The sequence below is a fragment of the Mediterraneibacter sp. NSJ-151 genome (assembly GCF_022487435.1).
In the GTDB taxonomy this organism is placed as follows: Bacteria; Bacillota; Clostridia; order Lachnospirales; family Lachnospiraceae; genus Schaedlerella; species Schaedlerella hominis.
The window spans coordinates 1-18333 of the sequence record NZ_JAKVPP010000023.1; the positions used below are offsets into that span (position 1 = coordinate 1).

General features: G+C 39.4%; 13 protein-coding genes and 1 rRNA gene. 12 read left to right on the forward strand and 2 right to left on the reverse strand.

What is annotated here, in order from left to right; all coding sequences use genetic code 11:
* The first annotated feature begins 245 nt into the window (after positions 1-245).
* Positions 246-2153, forward strand: a complete 1908-nt coding sequence (locus tag LQE94_RS15750; protein ID WP_442920075.1) for a bifunctional metallophosphatase/5'-nucleotidase — start codon at positions 246-248, stop codon at positions 2151-2153.
* Between the two features lie 43 nt (positions 2154-2196).
* Here LQE94_RS15750 and LQE94_RS15755 read toward each other — a convergent pair whose 3' ends face one another.
* Positions 2197-3435, reverse strand: coding sequence for a 6-phosphofructokinase (locus LQE94_RS15755; protein ID WP_240578153.1), 1239 nt, complete (start codon positions 3433-3435; stop codon positions 2197-2199).
* A gap of 226 nt (positions 3436-3661) precedes the next feature.
* Here LQE94_RS15755 and LQE94_RS15760 point away from each other — a divergent pair, with 226 nt between their 5' ends.
* The 10 genes from LQE94_RS15760 to LQE94_RS15805 all read left to right on the forward strand — a co-directional run bounded on the left by LQE94_RS15760 (position 3662) and on the right by LQE94_RS15805 (position 16982).
* Positions 3662-4678: a glycosyltransferase family 2 protein gene (locus LQE94_RS15760; RefSeq protein ID WP_240578154.1), complete on the forward strand. Its 1017-nt coding sequence runs from the start codon at positions 3662-3664 to the stop codon at positions 4676-4678.
* A gap of 14 nt (positions 4679-4692) precedes the next feature.
* Positions 4693-5607 carry an AAA family ATPase gene (locus LQE94_RS15765; protein ID WP_240578155.1) on the forward strand — a complete coding sequence of 305 codons (915 nt, stop codon included), beginning with the start codon at positions 4693-4695 and terminating at the stop codon, positions 5605-5607.
* Positions 5608-5649: 42 nt separating this feature from the next.
* Positions 5650-7446 carry a hypothetical protein gene (locus tag LQE94_RS15770; protein WP_240578156.1) on the forward strand — a complete coding sequence of 599 codons (1797 nt, stop codon included), beginning with the start codon at positions 5650-5652 and terminating at the stop codon, positions 7444-7446.
* A 125-nt stretch (positions 7447-7571) separates the two neighbouring features.
* Positions 7572-9329 carry a S8 family peptidase gene (locus LQE94_RS15775; RefSeq protein WP_240578157.1) on the forward strand — a complete coding sequence of 586 codons (1758 nt, stop codon included), beginning with the start codon at positions 7572-7574 and terminating at the stop codon, positions 9327-9329.
* 293 nt (positions 9330-9622) lie between these two features.
* Positions 9623-11605 (forward strand): alkyl/aryl-sulfatase, encoded by a 1983-nt coding sequence (locus LQE94_RS15780; protein WP_240578158.1) that lies wholly within the window; start codon positions 9623-9625, stop codon positions 11603-11605.
* A 31-nt stretch (positions 11606-11636) separates the two neighbouring features.
* Positions 11637-12971, forward strand: coding sequence for a DUF1254 domain-containing protein (locus LQE94_RS15785; RefSeq protein WP_240578159.1), 1335 nt, complete (start codon positions 11637-11639; stop codon positions 12969-12971).
* Between the two features lie 255 nt (positions 12972-13226).
* Positions 13227-14687, forward strand: coding sequence for an NAD(P)/FAD-dependent oxidoreductase (locus tag LQE94_RS15790; protein ID WP_240578160.1), 1461 nt, complete (start codon positions 13227-13229; stop codon positions 14685-14687).
* A gap of 1 nt (position 14688) precedes the next feature.
* Positions 14689-15954, forward strand: coding sequence for an NAD(P)/FAD-dependent oxidoreductase (locus LQE94_RS15795; RefSeq protein WP_240578161.1), 1266 nt, complete (start codon positions 14689-14691; stop codon positions 15952-15954).
* 3 nt (positions 15955-15957) lie between these two features.
* On the forward strand, positions 15958-16329 hold the full coding sequence (locus LQE94_RS15800) for a DUF1667 domain-containing protein (RefSeq protein WP_240578162.1): 372 nt from the start codon (positions 15958-15960) through the stop codon (positions 16327-16329).
* A gap of 86 nt (positions 16330-16415) precedes the next feature.
* Positions 16416-16982 carry a glycerol-3-phosphate responsive antiterminator gene (locus LQE94_RS15805; RefSeq protein WP_240578163.1) on the forward strand — a complete coding sequence of 189 codons (567 nt, stop codon included), beginning with the start codon at positions 16416-16418 and terminating at the stop codon, positions 16980-16982.
* A gap of 65 nt (positions 16983-17047) precedes the next feature.
* On the opposite strand, the gene LQE94_RS15810 is transcribed toward LQE94_RS15805, so the two are convergent.
* Positions 17048-17719 carry a restriction endonuclease gene (locus tag LQE94_RS15810; protein ID WP_240578164.1) on the reverse strand — a complete coding sequence of 224 codons (672 nt, stop codon included), beginning with the start codon at positions 17717-17719 and terminating at the stop codon, positions 17048-17050.
* Between the two features lie 550 nt (positions 17720-18269).
* Between LQE94_RS15810 and LQE94_RS15815 the strand changes: the two genes are divergently transcribed.
* Positions 18270-18333 (forward strand): 16S ribosomal RNA (locus LQE94_RS15815); the annotation flags it as partial.

Here is an 18333-nt window from a genome sequence, read left to right on the forward strand (position 1 = left end):
ATATAGAGTTAATTTGCGCTTTTTTACATGACCAATGAATCAGAAACAATATGAGAGATGTGATAGCAAGGATGCAATAAGTTAGATCTGCCCATGGATAGTTCATGAAACAACCCTGCCGTCCCTGTTGGTCTATTGCTATTGCCTCAATTAAATGATAAAATTAATAAATAATATAAAAAGAGGCAGGTAAATGCAATATGAAAAAATGGAAGAAGGTAGTGGTATATATACTTTCGGTCACAATGCTGATTCCATTGCTGCTGGGATTTACAGTTCAGGCAGCGGATGGGGCAAAGAAACTGGATGTATTATTTACCCACGACACACACTCGCATTTGAACAGCTTCTCAACAGTTATAAATGGTGAGAAGGAAGAAGTGGGAGGTTTTGCGAAAATCAAGACATTGATTGATGAGCAAAAGAAGAACAATCCGGATACGCTTTTGTTGGATGGTGGGGATTTTTCGATGGGAACGCTGATTCAGGCAGTATATGATACAGAGGCAGCTGAACTTCGTATGTTAGGGTATCTCGGATACGATGTGACGACATTGGGAAATCATGAATTTGATTATCGCTCCAAGGGTCTTGCAAATATGCTGGAAGCGGCAAAGAATTCCGGTGAAACAGTACCGAATCTGGTAGTGTGTAATGTAGATTGGGATGCGATGGAAGACGCTGGTTTAAGCGAGGGACAAAGCCAGATAAAATCAGCATTTGAAACATATGGTGTAAAAGATTATGTGGTGGTTCAAAAAGGTGATGTAAAGATTGCTGTGCTGGGGGTGTTTGGAAAAGACGCATTGACATGTGCACCGACATGTGAACTGATTTTTAAAGATCCGATAGAAGCAGCAAAGCAAACAGTAGAAGAAATTAAGAAAAATGAGAAAGTGGATATGATTGCCTGTGTATCTCATAGTGGAACCTGGGATGACGAAGATAAGTCTGAGGATGAGCTTATTGCAAAAGCAGTGCCGGATATTGATTTGATCATTAGTGGACATACACATTCTCAGTTAGACGAGCCAATTCAACATGGAAATACATATATTGTATCCTGTGGGGAATACGGAAGAAATCTTGGTTCGCTTTCGCTGACACAGAAAGAAGATGGCCGATGGGATTTAACATCGTATAAATTAATTCCAGTATCAGATGAGATAAAAGCAGATGAAGAAACACAACAGAAGATTGATGCATTGATGGATACTGTAGATAAAAAATACCTTTCCAATTTTGGGTATACAAGAGAGGAAGTTCTTGCGGAAAATGATGTGGAATTCAATAGTTTGCAAGATATGGGTACAAAGCATGAAGAGTTAAATCTTGGAAATATCATGTCAGATGCTTATGTATATGCTGTTGAAAATTCAAAATATTATGATGGAGATGCAGTAGACGTGGCTGTTGTTCCTAGTGGAACAGTCCGAGATACGTATACAAAAGGTGATATTACAGTAGAGGCAGTTTATAATTCATTTTCACTGGGAATCGGAAAAGACGGACTTGCCGGATATCCTTTGATCAGTGCGTATCTGACGGGCAAAGAATTAAAGTTGGTAGCGGAATTAGATGCTTCAATTTCGGATTTTATGACAACCGCAAGACTGTATTGCAGCGGGTTAAACTTTACATTTAACCCACACAGAATGATTTTAAATAAAGTTACAGATTGCTATCTGACAGATGCAGATGGTGAAAGAGTAGAGATTCAAGATGATAAATTATATCATGTAGTGACAGACCTTTATACAGGACAAATGCTTGGGTCAGTGATGGATATGTCATATGGCTTACTGGCAATCACGCCGAAAGATAAGGATGGAAATCCGATAGAAAACCTGGAAGATCAGGCAATCATGGAAGGCGACAGAGAATTAAAGGCCTGGGATGCAATCGCAAGATATATGCAGTCTTTTGATGATACAGATGGAGATGGAATTGCAAATGTTCCAGAGTATTATGCAACAACACATGGACGTAAAGTTGTAGATGACAGTAAAAATATAATCGATCTGGTAAAGCATCCGAATAAGTATTTTGCGATGATAGTAGGAGTTGTTATCGTAATTGTTTTACTTATTGTTCTGCTTATTTTCCTGATTCGAAAAATTGTCCGCAGATTAAAAAGACGTAAAGAGAAATAAAAATAATCAAAAAAAGAATGTGCCGTGGCACATTCTTTTTTGATTATTTACGGTATGCAAATTTCGGAAGATCATCTTCATCAGTTGGAACCAAAACATTTCCACGAACAAGAGGTCTTGCATATGCAAGAAAAGCTTCTGTAATATCAGAGCCATCTTCGGAAATCCATTCCAGAGGAACAGTCTTTTCTTTATTACAGATTTCATTCACATCTTCTGTTGCATAATTTAACACATAGTCTGCATCAAGTGTGAGAGGAGATTGGCGTTTGAATGCGACCATTTTTCCGGTTTCGCCTTTTATTGCGGCAGTGACACCGAAAGAACCGGAAGCGATGGCTTCCTTCTGGTCAGTTTTGGAGAGCATTGCACTAGAGCAACGCTGAGATACATTTAACTCAACAGAACGTACTTTAACTCCAAGACGCTCTTTAACCAGATTCTCCAGATACTTTCCGGAACCAGTCAGCATCTTATGACCGAATGTATCTACGCCGACTTCACTGCCAAGCTCACAGATAAATGTTCCGTCTGCAGTGTGGATACCTTCTGAAATACAAACAACCAGGTTGGAAGTTGTCTCAAGACTTGATTTTATTTTTTCGATAAATGCATCCTGGTCAAATGCAACTTCCGGCAGATAGATCAACACTGGATTATCATTTTCAAATTTTCTTGCCAATGCACTGGCAGCAGTAAGCCATCCGGCATGACGTCCCATAATTTCTACAATGGTAACAGATTGTTTGTTGTCATAAACAGAAGCGTCAATAGCAATTTCTCTTACTGTGGAAGCAACATACTTGGCAGCACTTCCAAAACCAGGTGTATGATCGGTGAGTACAAGGTCATTATCGATTGTTTTAGGAAGTCCCATAAAACGAATATCACTGTTGATTGATGCAGCATAGCGGGAAAGCTTGCTGACTGTATCCATGGAATCATTTCCACCGATATAGAAAAAGTATCCGATGTTATATTTTTCAAATTTTTCAAATAATTTTGGATAAACAGTGTCGCTTAAATCTTCCGGCAGTTTATAGCGGCAGGAACCAAGATAAGAGCCCGGTGTTGTCTTGATCAATTCAAGTTCTCCGGATGTATCCAGAGGTTTCATGTCCATCAGCTGGTCGTGCAGGAAACCTTCAATCCCGTTGATCATGCCATAAACATTACCAAATACATCCTCGCGATTCAAAGCTTCGTAGACAACTCCGTACAGGCTGGCATTAATTACTGCGGTAGGTCCGCCGGACTGACCGACAATTGCATTTTTCTTCATACTATATGTCCTCCAATGAAATGATTTGTTGCCGGATATGATACATATGTATATTGTAACCGACAAAAATAATTATAAAAAATTCCTAAAATTCATGCCCTTATAGTAACATTGGAAATATGAGTTGACAAGCCAGAAGAGACATATTATAAGAAATTTGTTGGAAAATAAGAGAATCTGGGGTATACTTGTGGGAGTATAAAAGAAAAAGGATAGGGGTAGAACAATGAAATATATATCATTTGCGATTCCGTGCTACAATTCGGAAGCTTATATGGCACAGGCAATTGAATCCATTCTTCCGGGAGGCGAAGATGTTGAAATTCTCATTGTAAATGATGGGTCAAAAGATCGCACAGCTGAGATTGGTAAAGAATATGAAGAAAAGTATCCGGGAATCGTTAAGCTTATTAATAAAGAAAACGGTGGACATGGGGATGCTGTAAATGCCGGATTATCACATGCAAGCGGAAAATATTTTAAAGTGGTAGACAGTGATGACTGGGTAGATCGGATTTCTTTGATGAAAATTCTGAATGTACTCAAAAATTTTGAAGAAGAAGAGCAGGAAGTAGACATGCTCATTGCAAATTATGTATATGAGAAAGTTGGAATGGAGCATAAAAAAGTAATCCGTTATGACAATGTACTTCCGGAAAATCAGATTTTAAAATGGGATGAGATTGGACAATTCCGTATCGGACAGTATATTTTGATGCATTCCGTTATTTATCGTACAGATATGTTGAAGCTTTGTCAGTTGACTTTGCCAAAGCATACATTTTATGTAGACAATATTTATGTATATTACCCACTTCCACATGTACGGACATTGTATTATATGGATGTAGATTTCTACCGTTATTTTATTGGAAGAGAAGATCAGTCTGTCAATGAGAAGGTAATGATCAGTAGGATAGACCAGCAGATTTTCGTGACAAAGACGATGATCGATATGTACGAGCTGCGCAGAATCCAGAGTAAAAAACTAAGAAAGTACATGTTGAATTATCTTGCAATCATGATGACAGTATCTTCAATTTTATGTATTCGTTCTAAGAAAAAAGAAAATCTGGAGAAGAAGAAAGAACTCTGGCAGTATTTAAAGCAAAAGGATTATGGAGCATTTATGAAGATACGATATGGAATTTTGGGACAGACAATGAATCTGCCGGGACGCTCAGGAAGAAAAGTATCTTCAATGGCATATGTTGTGGCCAGAAGATTAATTGGGTTTAACTAAGGAAGCGATGACAGTTGTTAGAAAAATTAAGTGAACTTGGAATCAGGCAAGAACTGATTGATGAGATAGCAGAATTTCGAAAGAATTATCCGGTAGAGGAAGCATACGCTTCCAGAGTCCCATTACCGAAGCAGTTTTATTATGGTAAAGAGGTATGGGAGCAGGCAGTCACTGCACTTTTGTGCGGAGAAAATATTTTGCTGGTAGGACATAAAGCGACCGGAAAGAATATTTTTGCGGAAAATTTAGCGGGAGTATTTGGCAGACCACGCTGGGATGTGTCATTTCATGTGAATATGGATGCTGCATCCTTGATTGGGATGGATACATTTCGAAACGGGGAAGTGACATTTCGTCCGGGACCGGTGTACACCGCAGCCAGGACAGGCGGATTTACAGTGCTTGATGAAATCAATATGGCAAAAAGTGAAGCGATGGCTGTATTGCATGCAACATTGGATTTTCGTAAAACAATTGATGTCCCAGGGTATGAGCGGATTGAACTTCATCCTGCGACAAGATTTATTGCAACGATGAATTACGGATATTCAGGGACAAAAGAATTGAACGAGGCATTGGTATCTCGTTTTGCGGTAATCCAGATGCCAATGATATCATTAGAAAGCCTGGTGAAACTGATCTGCAATCAATATCCAGATATCAGAAAAGAGGCTGCGGAGGAATTGGCAGCAGTATTTCTGGATTTACAGAAGAAATGTGAAAATGCCGAGATATCTTCGAAAGCACTGGATTTGCGAGGTCTATTAGGCTCAATTGGTTTGATGGAGAAAGGGCTGGACATTTATACGGCATTGGATATGGGAATTACAAACAAATCCTTTGATCCTTATGAACAGACATTGATACGGGATGCCATCCGGGCAAGGATTTCACGAAAAACAGAGAAAAAAGATATATTTACAGATTAATTTAGAAAGCCTTGTGACGTCAGTTGCAGGGCTTCTGTTGCTATGTATACGACAAAAGATTCCGCAGATTTTTTGAGTGGAAGAAAAAAGAGGACAATGATGGAAGAGCAGGATATCAGAGAAGCGAAACGTGCACGAAATTTCATATGGACAGCAGCGGAAAATTATGAACTGGAGCCGCTTTATCTGGCATTTTCACCAGATGGAAGAGCAGATATGTATCTGAATATGATAATCGGTTTGACTTATAAGTGGTATGATCAGGAAAAAATAGATGCATTTTTTAATATGCTTGCCGGAAAAGAACAAGAATTGTATGATGGCTTGTTGTGGATCGGACTTGAGAATGCATTGTATCAAAAGGAAAAAAACTTACGTTCAGCTCTGACGGAGCTTCGGAGGGAGTATGCACAGGAAAATTTGAATCGTTATCGAAAAAATAAAGAATATTCCAGGATTGAGCAAATACGAAATGGACATTGCAGAGAGATACTGGGCATGGATGCTGGTCTAAATGAAGAGAATGCCAAGATTTTACATGCATTCTCTTTTACAGAAGAGATGACGACAGAACAGATATTGAAACGCACAGAGGAAATTTTCTGGGCATATTTTACTTATAAACCGGCATTGGTTTCAAAAAAAGAGGGGACATATTTTCTACAAAAAGTAGTTGGGGCATTTCACTCGGTTGGAAAGGTAAGTGCTACTTATGTGAGAGCTAAGAATTATGAGGATGCGAATGGGGATACAGAAGGAAAATCCGGTACGATGGAGAAGGCAAAACATTACCTTGTCCAATTTACTTTTCATGGTGATGCAGGGAGATATGTAGAAAGCTGTTTTGGGAAAAGTATATACACAGAGCGGCAGCAAGAACAGGTAGAGAAGATTTTATGTGTTGGAAATCATAAAAATAGTCATTTGCTTTTTACAAAGGGAAAGATGGCAGCTGCTTTATTCAGGGAAGATTCGTGGAAAAGTAGAAAAGAAAACCGAGAGATAGTAGAATTTCAGATGGATTCTGAGAAGCAATACGAAAAGAATAAAAAGTATTTTGAGGAAAATAGTGTAGTTTATCGAAACAGCATCCGTAGATTGACGGAAAAATTGAAAATATGTCTGGAAACACAAGATGAAACATTTCCAACGATGGCAACCCATGGGAAAATCTGCCCCTCAAAAGTATGGAAAGCCATCTATCTGGATAACCCGAGAGTATTTGAGAAGAAGGAAGAAGTAGAGATACCGGGATTCTCCGTGGATATTATGATAGATGCTTCTTCGTCGCGTAAGCCGATGCAGGAAAAAATCGCAGCACAGGCGTATATTCTGGCGAGAAGTTTGGAAATGTGCAAGATTCCGGCACAGATTTATTCATATTGCAGTATTCGGGGATACACAGTGATGCGGATTTTTAAAAGCTATGAAGAAAATCAAAAAGAAGACGAAATTTTTCGATATGTAGCAGCAGGAAACAACAGAGATGGGCTGGCATTTCGGGCTGCAGGACATCTGGCAGAAAAAAGTGAAAAGTCGAAAAAAATATTGCTTGTACTTACGGATGCAAGTCCGCAAGATGACCAGGATGCAGGGGAGGGCGTATTTTACAAAAACAACGAATATACAGATTTAATTGCTATTCAGGATACGACAAAAGAAGTGCAGGCATTGAGGAGAAAAGGAATGCAGGTTATAGGAATCTTCATGGGAAGCGAGCGTGGAGGAGCAGTGGCCGGAAAAATATTCGGCCACGATTTGGTGAAGATTCAAAATATCAGCGAATTTTCAGATGCAGTGGGATGTATACTGCAGCAAGTTATTGAGAATCGGGTGTAATTCCCGGTTCTTTTTATATGCTTTTAGGGTCAATGCAAGAGACTGGCTGTTGGGATTGACGGAATAAATTGTAAATTACAGAATAAATATAGAAAATAATAGAAAAGTAATCGGAGCAATTTATCATGACGAGTCAAAAACTCGAGAATTTATTAAATCTTGCATTGGATGCAACCGAAACAGAGCGAGAAAACTCATCGAATCTTGATGTAGGATATGATTTTGCCGACAAAGAATGGACTTTAATTGTGCAATATACAGGAAGTCTTGAGCAGGTTCGGGAACTTGCCAGCAGTGTTGTGGAGTTAATAAATGGATATGCAATTATTACAATCAAAGAATCATTGGTAGAACGATTGCTGCAGATTATAGAAGTGAATTATGTAGAAAAGCCAAAACGATTATATTTTCAAGTGGCGAATGGGAGACGAGTGTCCTGTATCCAAGAGGTACAGAGTACTCGTCTTTCTTTGTATGGACAGGGCGTGCTGATAGCTGTGATAGATTCAGGAATTGATTATGCGAATCCGGATTTTCAAAATGCGGATGGAACTACAAGGATACGTGCGTTGTGGGATCAGTCATTGATTCCAAGGGAGGGAGAAAGACCGCCGGATGGATATACAATCGGAGTGGAATATACCAGAGAACAGATTGACGATGCCCTAAACCAACAAAATGTTATAAACAGACAGTCAATTGTGGCAACACAGGATATATCAGGACATGGAACAGCAGTGGCTGGTATTGCAGCGGGAAATGGAAGAGCAAGCGGTGGGGCATTAGCTGGTGTGGCACCGGAGAGTGAGCTGATTGTTGTGAAGATGAGAAATACAAGTGAAGATGGATTTCCCAGAACGAGCGAATTAATGCAGGGAGTAGATTACGCAGTACGAAAAGCGATTGAATATCAAATGCCGGTTGCTATTAACATTAGCTTTGGAAATACTTATGGTTCTCATGATGGAACATCTTTGCTAGAGAGGTTTTTAGATGAGATATCAAATGTCTGGAAAACAGTAATTTGTGTTGGGGCAGGAAATGAGGGGACGACAGCTGGACATACTGAGGGAAAAATGACAGAGAATCGAGAAGAAGAAATACAACTTGGAGTTCAGATAAGAGAACGGACGTTGAATGTACAGATATGGAAATCTTATGTAGACGAAATAGAGATATCATTGGTCAATCCATCAGGGGTGAGTGTCGGACCTATTTCATCAATCTTAGGTACCCAACGTTTTACGGTTGGAAATACGGAAATTTTATTATATTATGGAGAACCAAATCCTTATAGTGTGCGACAGGAAATCTATTTTGAGTTTTTGCCAAAGCAAACATATATAGATGCAGGGGTATGGCGGATTATTCTGGCACCAAAGAAAATTGTATCAGGAGAATATCAGATGTGGCTGCCAAGTCAGAGTACATTGAATATAGGAACAGCTTTTTTATTTCCAAATAGCTCAGATACCATTACAATTCCATCTACTGCAGAGAGAGTGATAACAGTTGGAGCATATGATGCGTTGACCCTCACATATGCAGATTTTTCCGGTCGAGGAGCGTTGGAGCGATGGGAAGGAACAGCGGCATTTAAACCAGATTTAGTGGCACCGGGAGTCAAGGTGACGACTGTGAGAGCAGGAGGCGGATATGAAGAAGTATCAGGGACCTCATTTGCGACTCCATTTGTGACAGGAAGCGCAGCCCTGCTGATGGAATGGGGAATTATAAAAGGCAATGATCCGTATTTGTATGGAGAGAAGGTGAAGGCATATTTAAGAAAAGGTGCAAAGGAACTGCCGGGAGTTTGGAAGTATCCGAATAATCAGGTGGGGTATGGGGCCTTATGTACAGCCAAAAGTCTCCCTCATATGTGAAAGCTAAATGTATTCATCTCGGAATCTTCTTCAAAATACAATAAAACTTTTCAAAATTTCAATTTAAGCTCTTGGTAATAGATGATTATTTTGAGTTTAAATTGATATGTTGAAAAATATCTAAAATTTACATGTGTTTACTCATTTTAAATTCATAAAGATATTGTTGTTTAAGTGCGCTTATGTTAAAATAAAAAACAGTGAGGATGAAGATATAAAATCAGGAAGAAGGAAAAGAAAAACGAAAGCTAATTCAGATTTGAAAAAGAACAGAACAAAGGGGGAAAGATATCATGAAAAGAAAAAAAGTAATTACTTTGATTGCCGCTGCATTGGCATTTACCATGACTGGCTGTGGCAGTTCAACTGCAAGTGCAGTATCAGAATTAACAGCGGAAAGCAAACCGGCTACCCAGTATACGATTGATGCAAATCAGGAAGTTTATGCATTGCTGGATTTTGAAGATACTGCGGAGTTTGAGAATGCGACCAAAGGTCTGCTTGCTTCTCCGGATACTCTGGAGATTTGTGATGAAAACGGGAAGGTTGTATGGAGTCAGACGGCATATGCTTTTCTGGATCAGGAAGCTCCGGATACAGCAAATCCAAGCCTTTGGAGAGATACACAGCTGAATCATATTTATGGCCTTTTTGAAGTAACCGATGGAATTTATCAGGTGCGTGGCTATGATATGTCCAATGTCACATTCATAAAAGGTGATACAGGATGGATTGTAGTAGATCCATTGATGAGTGTAGAGTGTGCGCAAGCGGCTCTTGCCCTGGTGGAAGAGAATCTAGGCACCTTTCCTGTAAAGGCAGTGATTTACAGTCATTCCCATGTTGATCATTTCGGTGGAGTCAAGGGAATTGTTTCGGAAGAAGAGGTACAAGCCGGCAATGTGCAGGTAATTGCACCGGAAGGCTTTGAGAAGCATGCTGTCAGCGAGAATATTTATGCAGGTACTGCTATGGGACGAAGAGCAAGTTACCAGTACGGAACAATGCTTGAAGGTGGTGAAACAGGATCCCTTTCCATTGGTATTGGTATGGGACAGTCCAAGGGCAGCACAAGTTATATTTCTCCTACACTTGAAATCACACAAACCGGTGAGAAGCATACCATTGACGGAGTGGAAATTGAATTTCAGCTTACTCCGGGTACCGAAGCACCGGCAGAGATGAACTTCTGGATTGGATCGAAAAATGCTTTGTGGATGGCTGAAAACTGTACAGGAACACTCCACAATTTGTATACACTCCGCGGAGCCCAGGTGCGTGACGGAAACGCATGGGCAGAGTATATCATGGAATCTCAGGCTCTTTATGGTGATAAGGCAGATGTAGTATTCCAGTCCCATAACTGGCCACATTGGGGAAATGATACCATTCAGGAATATATGACCAATACTGCAGCTGTATATAAGTTTATTAACGACCAGACATTGCTCTACATTAATGAAGGTTATACGGAAACAGAGATTGCCAATATGATCCAACTTCCAAAGGAACTGGAGAAAGTCTGGTATACCCGTCAGTATTACGGTACAGTTTCTCATAATTCGAAGGCAGTATATGAGAAATATATGGGCTGGTATGACGCTAATCCTGTCCATCTTGCTGAACTTACACCATCGGATTATGCCCAAAAGCTGGTAGAATATTTCGGTGATACAGATGCTGTTCTCGAAAAAGCAAAAGAAGATTTTGCAAAGGGAGAATATCAGTGGGTGGCTCAGATTACCAATACGCTGGTTTTTGCCGATCCGGAAAATATGGAAGCACGTTATTTGTGTGCGGATGCATTGGAGCAATTGGGATATCAGGCAGAATCAGGTCCATGGCGCAATGCTTACCTTTGTGCTGCACAGGAACTGCGAAATGGTACAAATACCGATGATGCAACGCGAAGTAGCGGTAACGGTGACGTTTTCTTACATATGACACCGGATATGATTCTGGATTATCTGGGAATTTTTGTAGATACGACGAAGATTTCAGATTTGACTTTTACAGCAAATATTATATTGCCGGAAGGCAATTATGTACTCCGCGTAAAAAATGGCGTACTTCTTTATCAGAAGGATGCACAGGATGCGGATGCAGATGTAACATGGACTACAAAACGTGCCGGACTGTTGTCTATTGCTCAGAAAAACGCAGAGAATGTTGCTGCTTTGATCGAACAGGAGGGTGATGAGACCTGCCTGACACGATTGATGGATGCGGTTACTGTTACATCAGAGTATAAATATTTTAATATTATTGAACCATAAAGTTTTGGGGCGGAAGCAGGAGGATATGAATATGAAAAGATTTGCAGCATCTGTTGAAAGTGAGACAGATGAAAATATATGGGAGACAGTGGAAGATGCTTATGTTTATGCATTTCCGCTGGTGCTCATGGATGCAACCGAGACCTCGGCAACGAACACAGAGGAAGTTGTTACCAAAAAAGCACCTGTAAATCAGTTTATACACAGTGTTGCACTGGCGGATGCACAATTCAGGACTGTGGTGACTCCTAATGTGGACACGATCTATTCACAGGTCTGGTATGATCTGAGCGAGGAGCCGATGGTCTATGAACTTCCAAAAACAGATCGTTTTTGTAAGGTTCAGGTACTGGATGGATGGACAAATACTGCTGCGGTTCTTGATAAGGCTGGTGCATATGCAATTACTCTTTCTACGTGGGAAGGGAAACTGCCTGAGGGAGTTATCCGTATAGATGTTCCTACATCTATGGCATGGTCCATTACCAGAATCGTTTTATCAGGAGAAGAGGATCTTCCAAATGTGTATGCCATCCAAGGGAAAATGAAACTTATGCCGCTTTCTGATTATATATCCGGAGACACTTATGAACCTCCGAGGGGAAGCTACAGCGAAGAGAATGATTATATTCCTGTTGATAAGGTCCTTTCCATGAATCCGATCACATTTTTTAATAAGGCCAATGAGTTGATGGTGAAGAATTCTCCGACAGCTGCAGATAAGGAAATGCTTGAAAAAATAGCAGCTGTGAATATAGGTCCTGGTATGGAATTTGACATTTCTGTTCTTACCGGTGATGTTGCAGAAAACTGGAAGACAATGCTGACAGAAATTCAGTTAAAGCTTATCAAAGAGGGACAGAAATTCTCAAAAAAGCTTGGTCAGTGGGATTATTTTGGTGAACCGATCGGAGATTTCAATACAGAATACGCTTATCGTGCACTGGTAGCTCTTGCAGGGCTTGGTGCCAATACAGTTGAAGTTGCGCTGTATCCAAAGATAGAGCAGGATGCGGATGGAAATACTCTCACAGGAGAAAAATCATATATTCTTCATTTCGAAAGCTATCCGCAGGTTCTTGAAGGGGGATTCTGGTCTGTGACTGCATATGGGGACGATGATTTCCTGATCGATAATCCTATTAATCGTTACTGCATAAATGACCATTCTGGTTTACAGGCAAATGATGATGGTTCCGTTGATGTTATTCTGTCTGAAGATGCCCCACAGAACACCACAAACTGGCTTCCTGTGGGCACTGGAGGTTTCCATCTGTTTATGCGTATCTATACGCCTGATATGGACGCCCTGGAAACGTGGATGGCACCGACCATTACAGAGATTTATCCATCACATGTGAACTAAATATCTTCACATTTGTACAGTAGTTTGTTAAAACTGTAACGGAATGGGAAGGTGGAAAGAATGAAAGTTTCGAAGTCTTTCGAGGGCGTTTGCCCTGATTAAATCAGACTTGCTTCTTGAAAAAAATGTGCTAGAATAAGAGATAGATAAATATTTGATACCAGAGATTTGAGCAAGGTAGATAAAACGGCGGAGAGTCGTTTTATTTGCTTTGCTTTTTTGTTTATTATGCGAATCAAAAGGAGAGAAATGAATATGTTTGATGTTGTTATTATTGGTGCGGGAGTGACAGGAAGTGCAATTGCACGTGAAATTTCCAGATATAAATTAAAAGCGTGTGTAATTGAAAAGGAAGAGGATGTCTGTAATGAAACATCCAAAGCAAACAGTGCAATCATTCATGCTGGATTTGATGCAGTACCGGGAACAGAAAAAGCAAAACTAAATGTAATAGGAAATTCCATGATGGATCAAATTGCAGAAGAATTGGATATTCCATTTAAAAGAAATGGTTCGTTGGTTGTGTGTACGAAAGAGCAAGACCCGGAAGGACTTCAAATATTAATGGAAAGAGGAAAGAAAAATGGTGTTCCGGATCTTCAAATTTTAAATAGAGAAGAATTGCTGAAAAAAGAGCCAAATATAGCAGATGATGTAACATGTGCATTGTGGGCTCCGACAGGAGGCATTGTCTGTCCATTTCATATGACAATGGGATATGCAGAAAATGCATATGAGAATGGTGTTCAATTCTTTTTGAATACAAAAGTAGAAAAGCTGGAAAAGACAGAGGCAGGATTTACAATTCAGGTTCATCATGTTGATAATGGTAGTGATGAGATGATTGAGACAAGGATTGTTGTCAATGCTGCCGGAGTTTATGCAGATGAAATCAATAATCAGCTTTCAGACAGAAAACTTCATATCACTGCACGTAAAGGTGAGTACATGCTTTTGGATAAGACAGTCGGAGATTATGTGAAGAGTACGATTTTCCAGCTTCCATCGAAGATGGGAAAAGGGGTACTTGTTACACCGACAGTTCACGGCAATTTACTTGTGGGTCCTACAGCAGTAAATGTCGAAGATAAAGATGCTGTAAATACTACGCTGGATGGATTGAATCAGATTGCAAAAGTTTCTTCTCGCAGTGTTAAAAATATTCCATTTCGTCAAGTGATTACGTCTTTTGCAGGGCTTCGTGCACATGAAGATGGTGATGATTTTATTATTGGTGAAGCATCGGATGTACAAGGACTAATCAATGCAGCAGGTATTGAATCACCAGGACTTTCTTCGGCACCGGCAATCGGTGTTGCAGTTGCAGAGCTTGTAAGAGATATTTTGAATGCAGAAGAAAAGCTTGATTTTAATCCAATTAGACATGGAATATTAGATCCGGATACACTTTCTTTGGAAGAAAGAAATCAGTTAATTAAAGAAAATCCAGCTTATGGAAATATTATTTGCCGATGTGAGATGATCACAGAAGGAGAAATTCTGGATGCAATTCACCGTCCACTAGGTGCACGTTCTTTGGATGGAGTGAAACGTCGGACAAGAGCCGGTATGGGACGCTGTCAATCTGGATTCTGTTCTCCGAAGGTTATGGAGATTCTGAAAAAAGAAGTTCCGATGTCAGTTGATAAGATTGGAAAGAATGGTGTTGGATCGGAATTTATCGTAGGTGAAAATAAAGAACTGGAGGATGAATAGAATGAAAGCATATGATTTAATCATAATCGGCGGAGGTCCGGCAGGTCTTGCGGCAGCGGTTGCAGCAAAAGATAATGGAATAGATAGTATATTGATTTTAGAAAGAGATAAGAGTCTCGGCGGTATTTTACAGCAGTGTATTCATAATGGGTTTGGATTGCATACATTTAAGGAAGAATTGACAGGGCCGGAATATGCAGCTCGTTTTATTGAACAGGTAGAAGGGCGTGGCATTGAATATAAATTAAATACAATGGTCATGGATATTTCAAAGGAAAAAGTAGTAACAGCTACAAATCGAGAGGACGGAATTTTGCTTTTGCAGGCAAAGGCAATTATCCTGGCAATGGGATGTCGTGAGCGTTCCAGAGGAGCATTGAATATTCCTGGATATCGTCCGGCCGGAATTTATTCTGCGGGAACTGCTCAGCATCTTGTGAATATGGAAGGGCTTATGCCGGGAAAAGAAGTGGTCATTTTAGGATCGGGTGACATTGGGCTGATTATGGCAAGACGAATGACGCTGGAAGGTGCGAAGGTCAAGGTGGTTGCAGAGCTGATGCCTTATTCCGGCGGATTGAAGAGAAATATTGTACAGTGTCTTGATGATTTTGATATTCCATTGAAGTTAAGTCACACAGTTATTGATATCGAAGGGAAAAATCGTGTGGAAGCTGTTACAATTGCGCAAGTAGGACCGGACCGCAAACCAATTCCGGGAACAGAAGAAAGATATACTTGTGATACATTGCTTCTTTCTTGCGGACTTTTGCCAGAAAATGAACTATCAAAAAGTGCAGGTGTTGAGCTTTCGCAGATTACTTCAGGCCCTATTGTAAATGATTCACTGGAAACCAGTGTGGATGGTATATTTGCTTGTGGAAATGTATTGCATGTGCATGATTTGGTAGATTTCGTATCGCAGGAAGCTTCGGTAGCAGGGAAAAATGCGGCCGCTTATATAAAAACAGGAGAAAAGGATGTGCAGGCGCTGATGCTTCCAATCAATCCAGAAGGTGGAGTACGCTATACAGTCCCATCTTTTGTAAGACCTTCTGAAATGGAAGAAAATTTGACAGTTCGATTTCGTGTTGGAGATGTGTTTAAAAATAAAGTGATTGCGGTATATTTCGACGAACAACTCATAATGAAGAAAAAACGCCAGGTAATGGCACCCGGAGAAATGGAACAGGTGATATTAAAGAAAAAGAAACTGGAAGAATACCCAGAAACAAAGAAAATCACCATTCGGATTGAGGAGGCATAAGAAATGAAAAGAAAAGAGTTAATTTGTATCGGATGCCCAATGGGATGTCCGATTGTTGTAGAAATGGAAGATGGGAAAGTTTTGTCTGTCACGGGAAATACATGTCCGCGCGGAGAGTCCTATGCAAGGAAAGAGGTAACGAATCCAACTCGTATTGTAACTACTACAGTCCGGGTTGACGGAGGAAAAGTACCGATGATCAATGTGAAAACAGAACGAGATATACCGAAGGATAAAATTTTTGAGTGCATTGCTGCACTTCGTGGAGTGACAATGAAAGCTCCGGTTCATATAGGAGATATTATTTTGGAAAATGTAGCAGATACAGGAGTCAATATCGTCGCTGCCGGAAATGTGGAATATAAGGAAGTATAAACCTAGACGAATACAAAGCTGGTAACGTATAATAAAAGATAATTCTATTGAACAGGTATGATTCAAAGTCAAATGAGGAGTAATATATGGATTATAAATTTTTAAATGCGTTAGAAGCATCGCCGGTGATCACTGCAGTGAAGGATGACGAAGGTGTAGATGCCTGCCTCAAAAGTGAAAGCCAGGTTGTGTTTATTTTGTATGGAGATATATGTACAATTTCTGAAATTGTTTCCAAAGTGAAGAAAGCAGGAAAACTGGCTGTGGTACATTTGGATTTGATACATGGTTTGGCTTCTAAAAACATTGCGGCAGATTTTATCCAAAAATATACAGAGGCAGATGGTGTTATTTCTACAAAACCAACAATTATACATAGAGCAAGGGAATTAGGACTGCTTACAGTGCTAAGAGTATTTCTGATAGATTCTATGGCGTGTGAAAATCTAAAAACTCAGGTAAATGCAGCAAAACCGGATGTTGTAGAAGTGCTGCCTGGAATGATGCCGAAAGTGATAGAAAATATTTGTCCCATATTGCCAGTGCCGGTAATTGCCGGTGGTATGATCCGGGAAAAAGAAGACGTGATGGCGCTTCTTAAAGCGGGAGTGATAAGTGTTTCATCTACAGATTCAGATATCTGGTTTGAATAATAAAATTGAAATAAAGATATTAAATGTGCCGAAGAAGTTGAATTGGAAAAGAAGAGAAAGGTATCTCAGTCGAAAACTTTTCGACTGAGATAAAGCCATATTGCATGTACCAGGTATATTCCGGATGGAATAAAAGCAAGAAGAAACAAATATGTATACCCTGCTGAAGTTAGCGTTGGTAATACTATTAAACGAAGTGCAAGATAAAGGCAGGATATAGTAGCAACCAGATTGCATAAGACAAACCTCCATCCTAATAAGCCAAATATGGAAGCAGAAAGAACAAAAATGAGTGTAATCGTATCAATCGAAATCGGTAAATGAATAAATGAATATTTTGCAGAAAACAATGCTAAAATGCCGTAAACTAAAAGTGCAACGTTAAAAATTTCCATTAAACGGAAAGGAATGCTGTAGAAACGGTTAGTAGGACAATTACTCCATAAATCTACATCCAGTTTTTCGGCCAATTCAATTGCAGATTTTGTAAATGTTATATTGGTCATAACAATTACTTTGTCACAATCATAAAAATTTGCTCCTGCATAAGCCTCCTGAATTGCTTTGTTACCAACGGGGTAAGTGTAATATTTACACTGTATGCCGTATTTTTTTCCGTGTTTATATGCGATAATGTCAATCCCTTGATCGCAAGAACTTTTTGTTACTTCGATTTTCTTAAAATGTTTCTTCTTTAAAATTGTGGCACATTGAGATTCAAATTTATAGCCATCCATATGTAAGCTTCTCCTATAATATATATTAGTTGTTCATCTGTATAAATTAAAAATTTTGAATTATCATATAGAAAAAGGATAACATATTTTGAATGACAGAACAAGTGTTCTAACGCACGCTTTGTGACTATTTAGAATGGAGAGGGGCAGTAAAGGTGTATTTTTATATCAATTGTTGTAAGAATTGACAATAGAAATGTAGTTTTAACGCAGTGTAAAAATTAATGTAAAAAAATGTAAAAATATGGTTGACAACATAGAAAAGTATGTGTTATTATAACTGAGCTGTCGCAAACAAGACATCGAGAGAATGAACTTGAAGCGATAAAGCAAAAAATAAAATTAAAAAAGTTGTTGACAAACAGCGAAAGATGTGATAATCTAAATAAGCTGTCGAAAACGACAACAAAGAACATTGATAACTAAACAATAGACAACAGATCCTTGAAAATTTCTTTAAGAGAAACATTTTTAAGAATGGTTTATAACAAACCAAAACAACAGTAAAGGGATAGATTAGCTAGAGTTAATCTTGACTAGAACAAACACTTTTAACGAGAGTTTGATCCTGGCTCAGGATGAACGCTGGCGGCGTGCTTAACACATGCAAGTCG

Coding starts and splice junctions, on each gene's coding strand:
- LQE94_RS15800 (WP_240578162.1), top strand. CDS start 15,958: ATGAAAAGAAAAGAGTTAATTTGTATCGGATGCCCAATGGGATGTCCG.
- LQE94_RS15780 (WP_240578158.1), top strand. CDS start 9,623: ATGAAAAGAAAAAAAGTAATTACTTTGATTGCCGCTGCATTGGCATTT.
- LQE94_RS15795 (WP_240578161.1), top strand. CDS start 14,689: ATGAAAGCATATGATTTAATCATAATCGGCGGAGGTCCGGCAGGTCTT.
- LQE94_RS15785 (WP_240578159.1), top strand. CDS start 11,637: ATGAAAAGATTTGCAGCATCTGTTGAAAGTGAGACAGATGAAAATATA.
- LQE94_RS15770 (WP_240578156.1), top strand. CDS start 5,650: ATGTATACGACAAAAGATTCCGCAGATTTTTTGAGTGGAAGAAAAAAG.
- LQE94_RS15755 (WP_240578153.1), bottom strand. CDS start 3,435: ATGAAGAAAAATGCAATTGTCGGTCAGTCCGGCGGACCTACCGCAGTA.
- LQE94_RS15760 (WP_240578154.1), top strand. CDS start 3,662: ATGAAATATATATCATTTGCGATTCCGTGCTACAATTCGGAAGCTTAT.
- LQE94_RS15750 (WP_442920075.1), top strand. CDS start 246: ATGCTGATTCCATTGCTGCTGGGATTTACAGTTCAGGCAGCGGATGGG.
- LQE94_RS15790 (WP_240578160.1), top strand. CDS start 13,227: ATGTTTGATGTTGTTATTATTGGTGCGGGAGTGACAGGAAGTGCAATT.
- LQE94_RS15810 (WP_240578164.1), bottom strand. CDS start 17,719: ATGGATGGCTATAAATTTGAATCTCAATGTGCCACAATTTTAAAGAAG.
- LQE94_RS15805 (WP_240578163.1), top strand. CDS start 16,416: ATGGATTATAAATTTTTAAATGCGTTAGAAGCATCGCCGGTGATCACT.
- LQE94_RS15775 (WP_240578157.1), top strand. CDS start 7,572: ATGACGAGTCAAAAACTCGAGAATTTATTAAATCTTGCATTGGATGCA.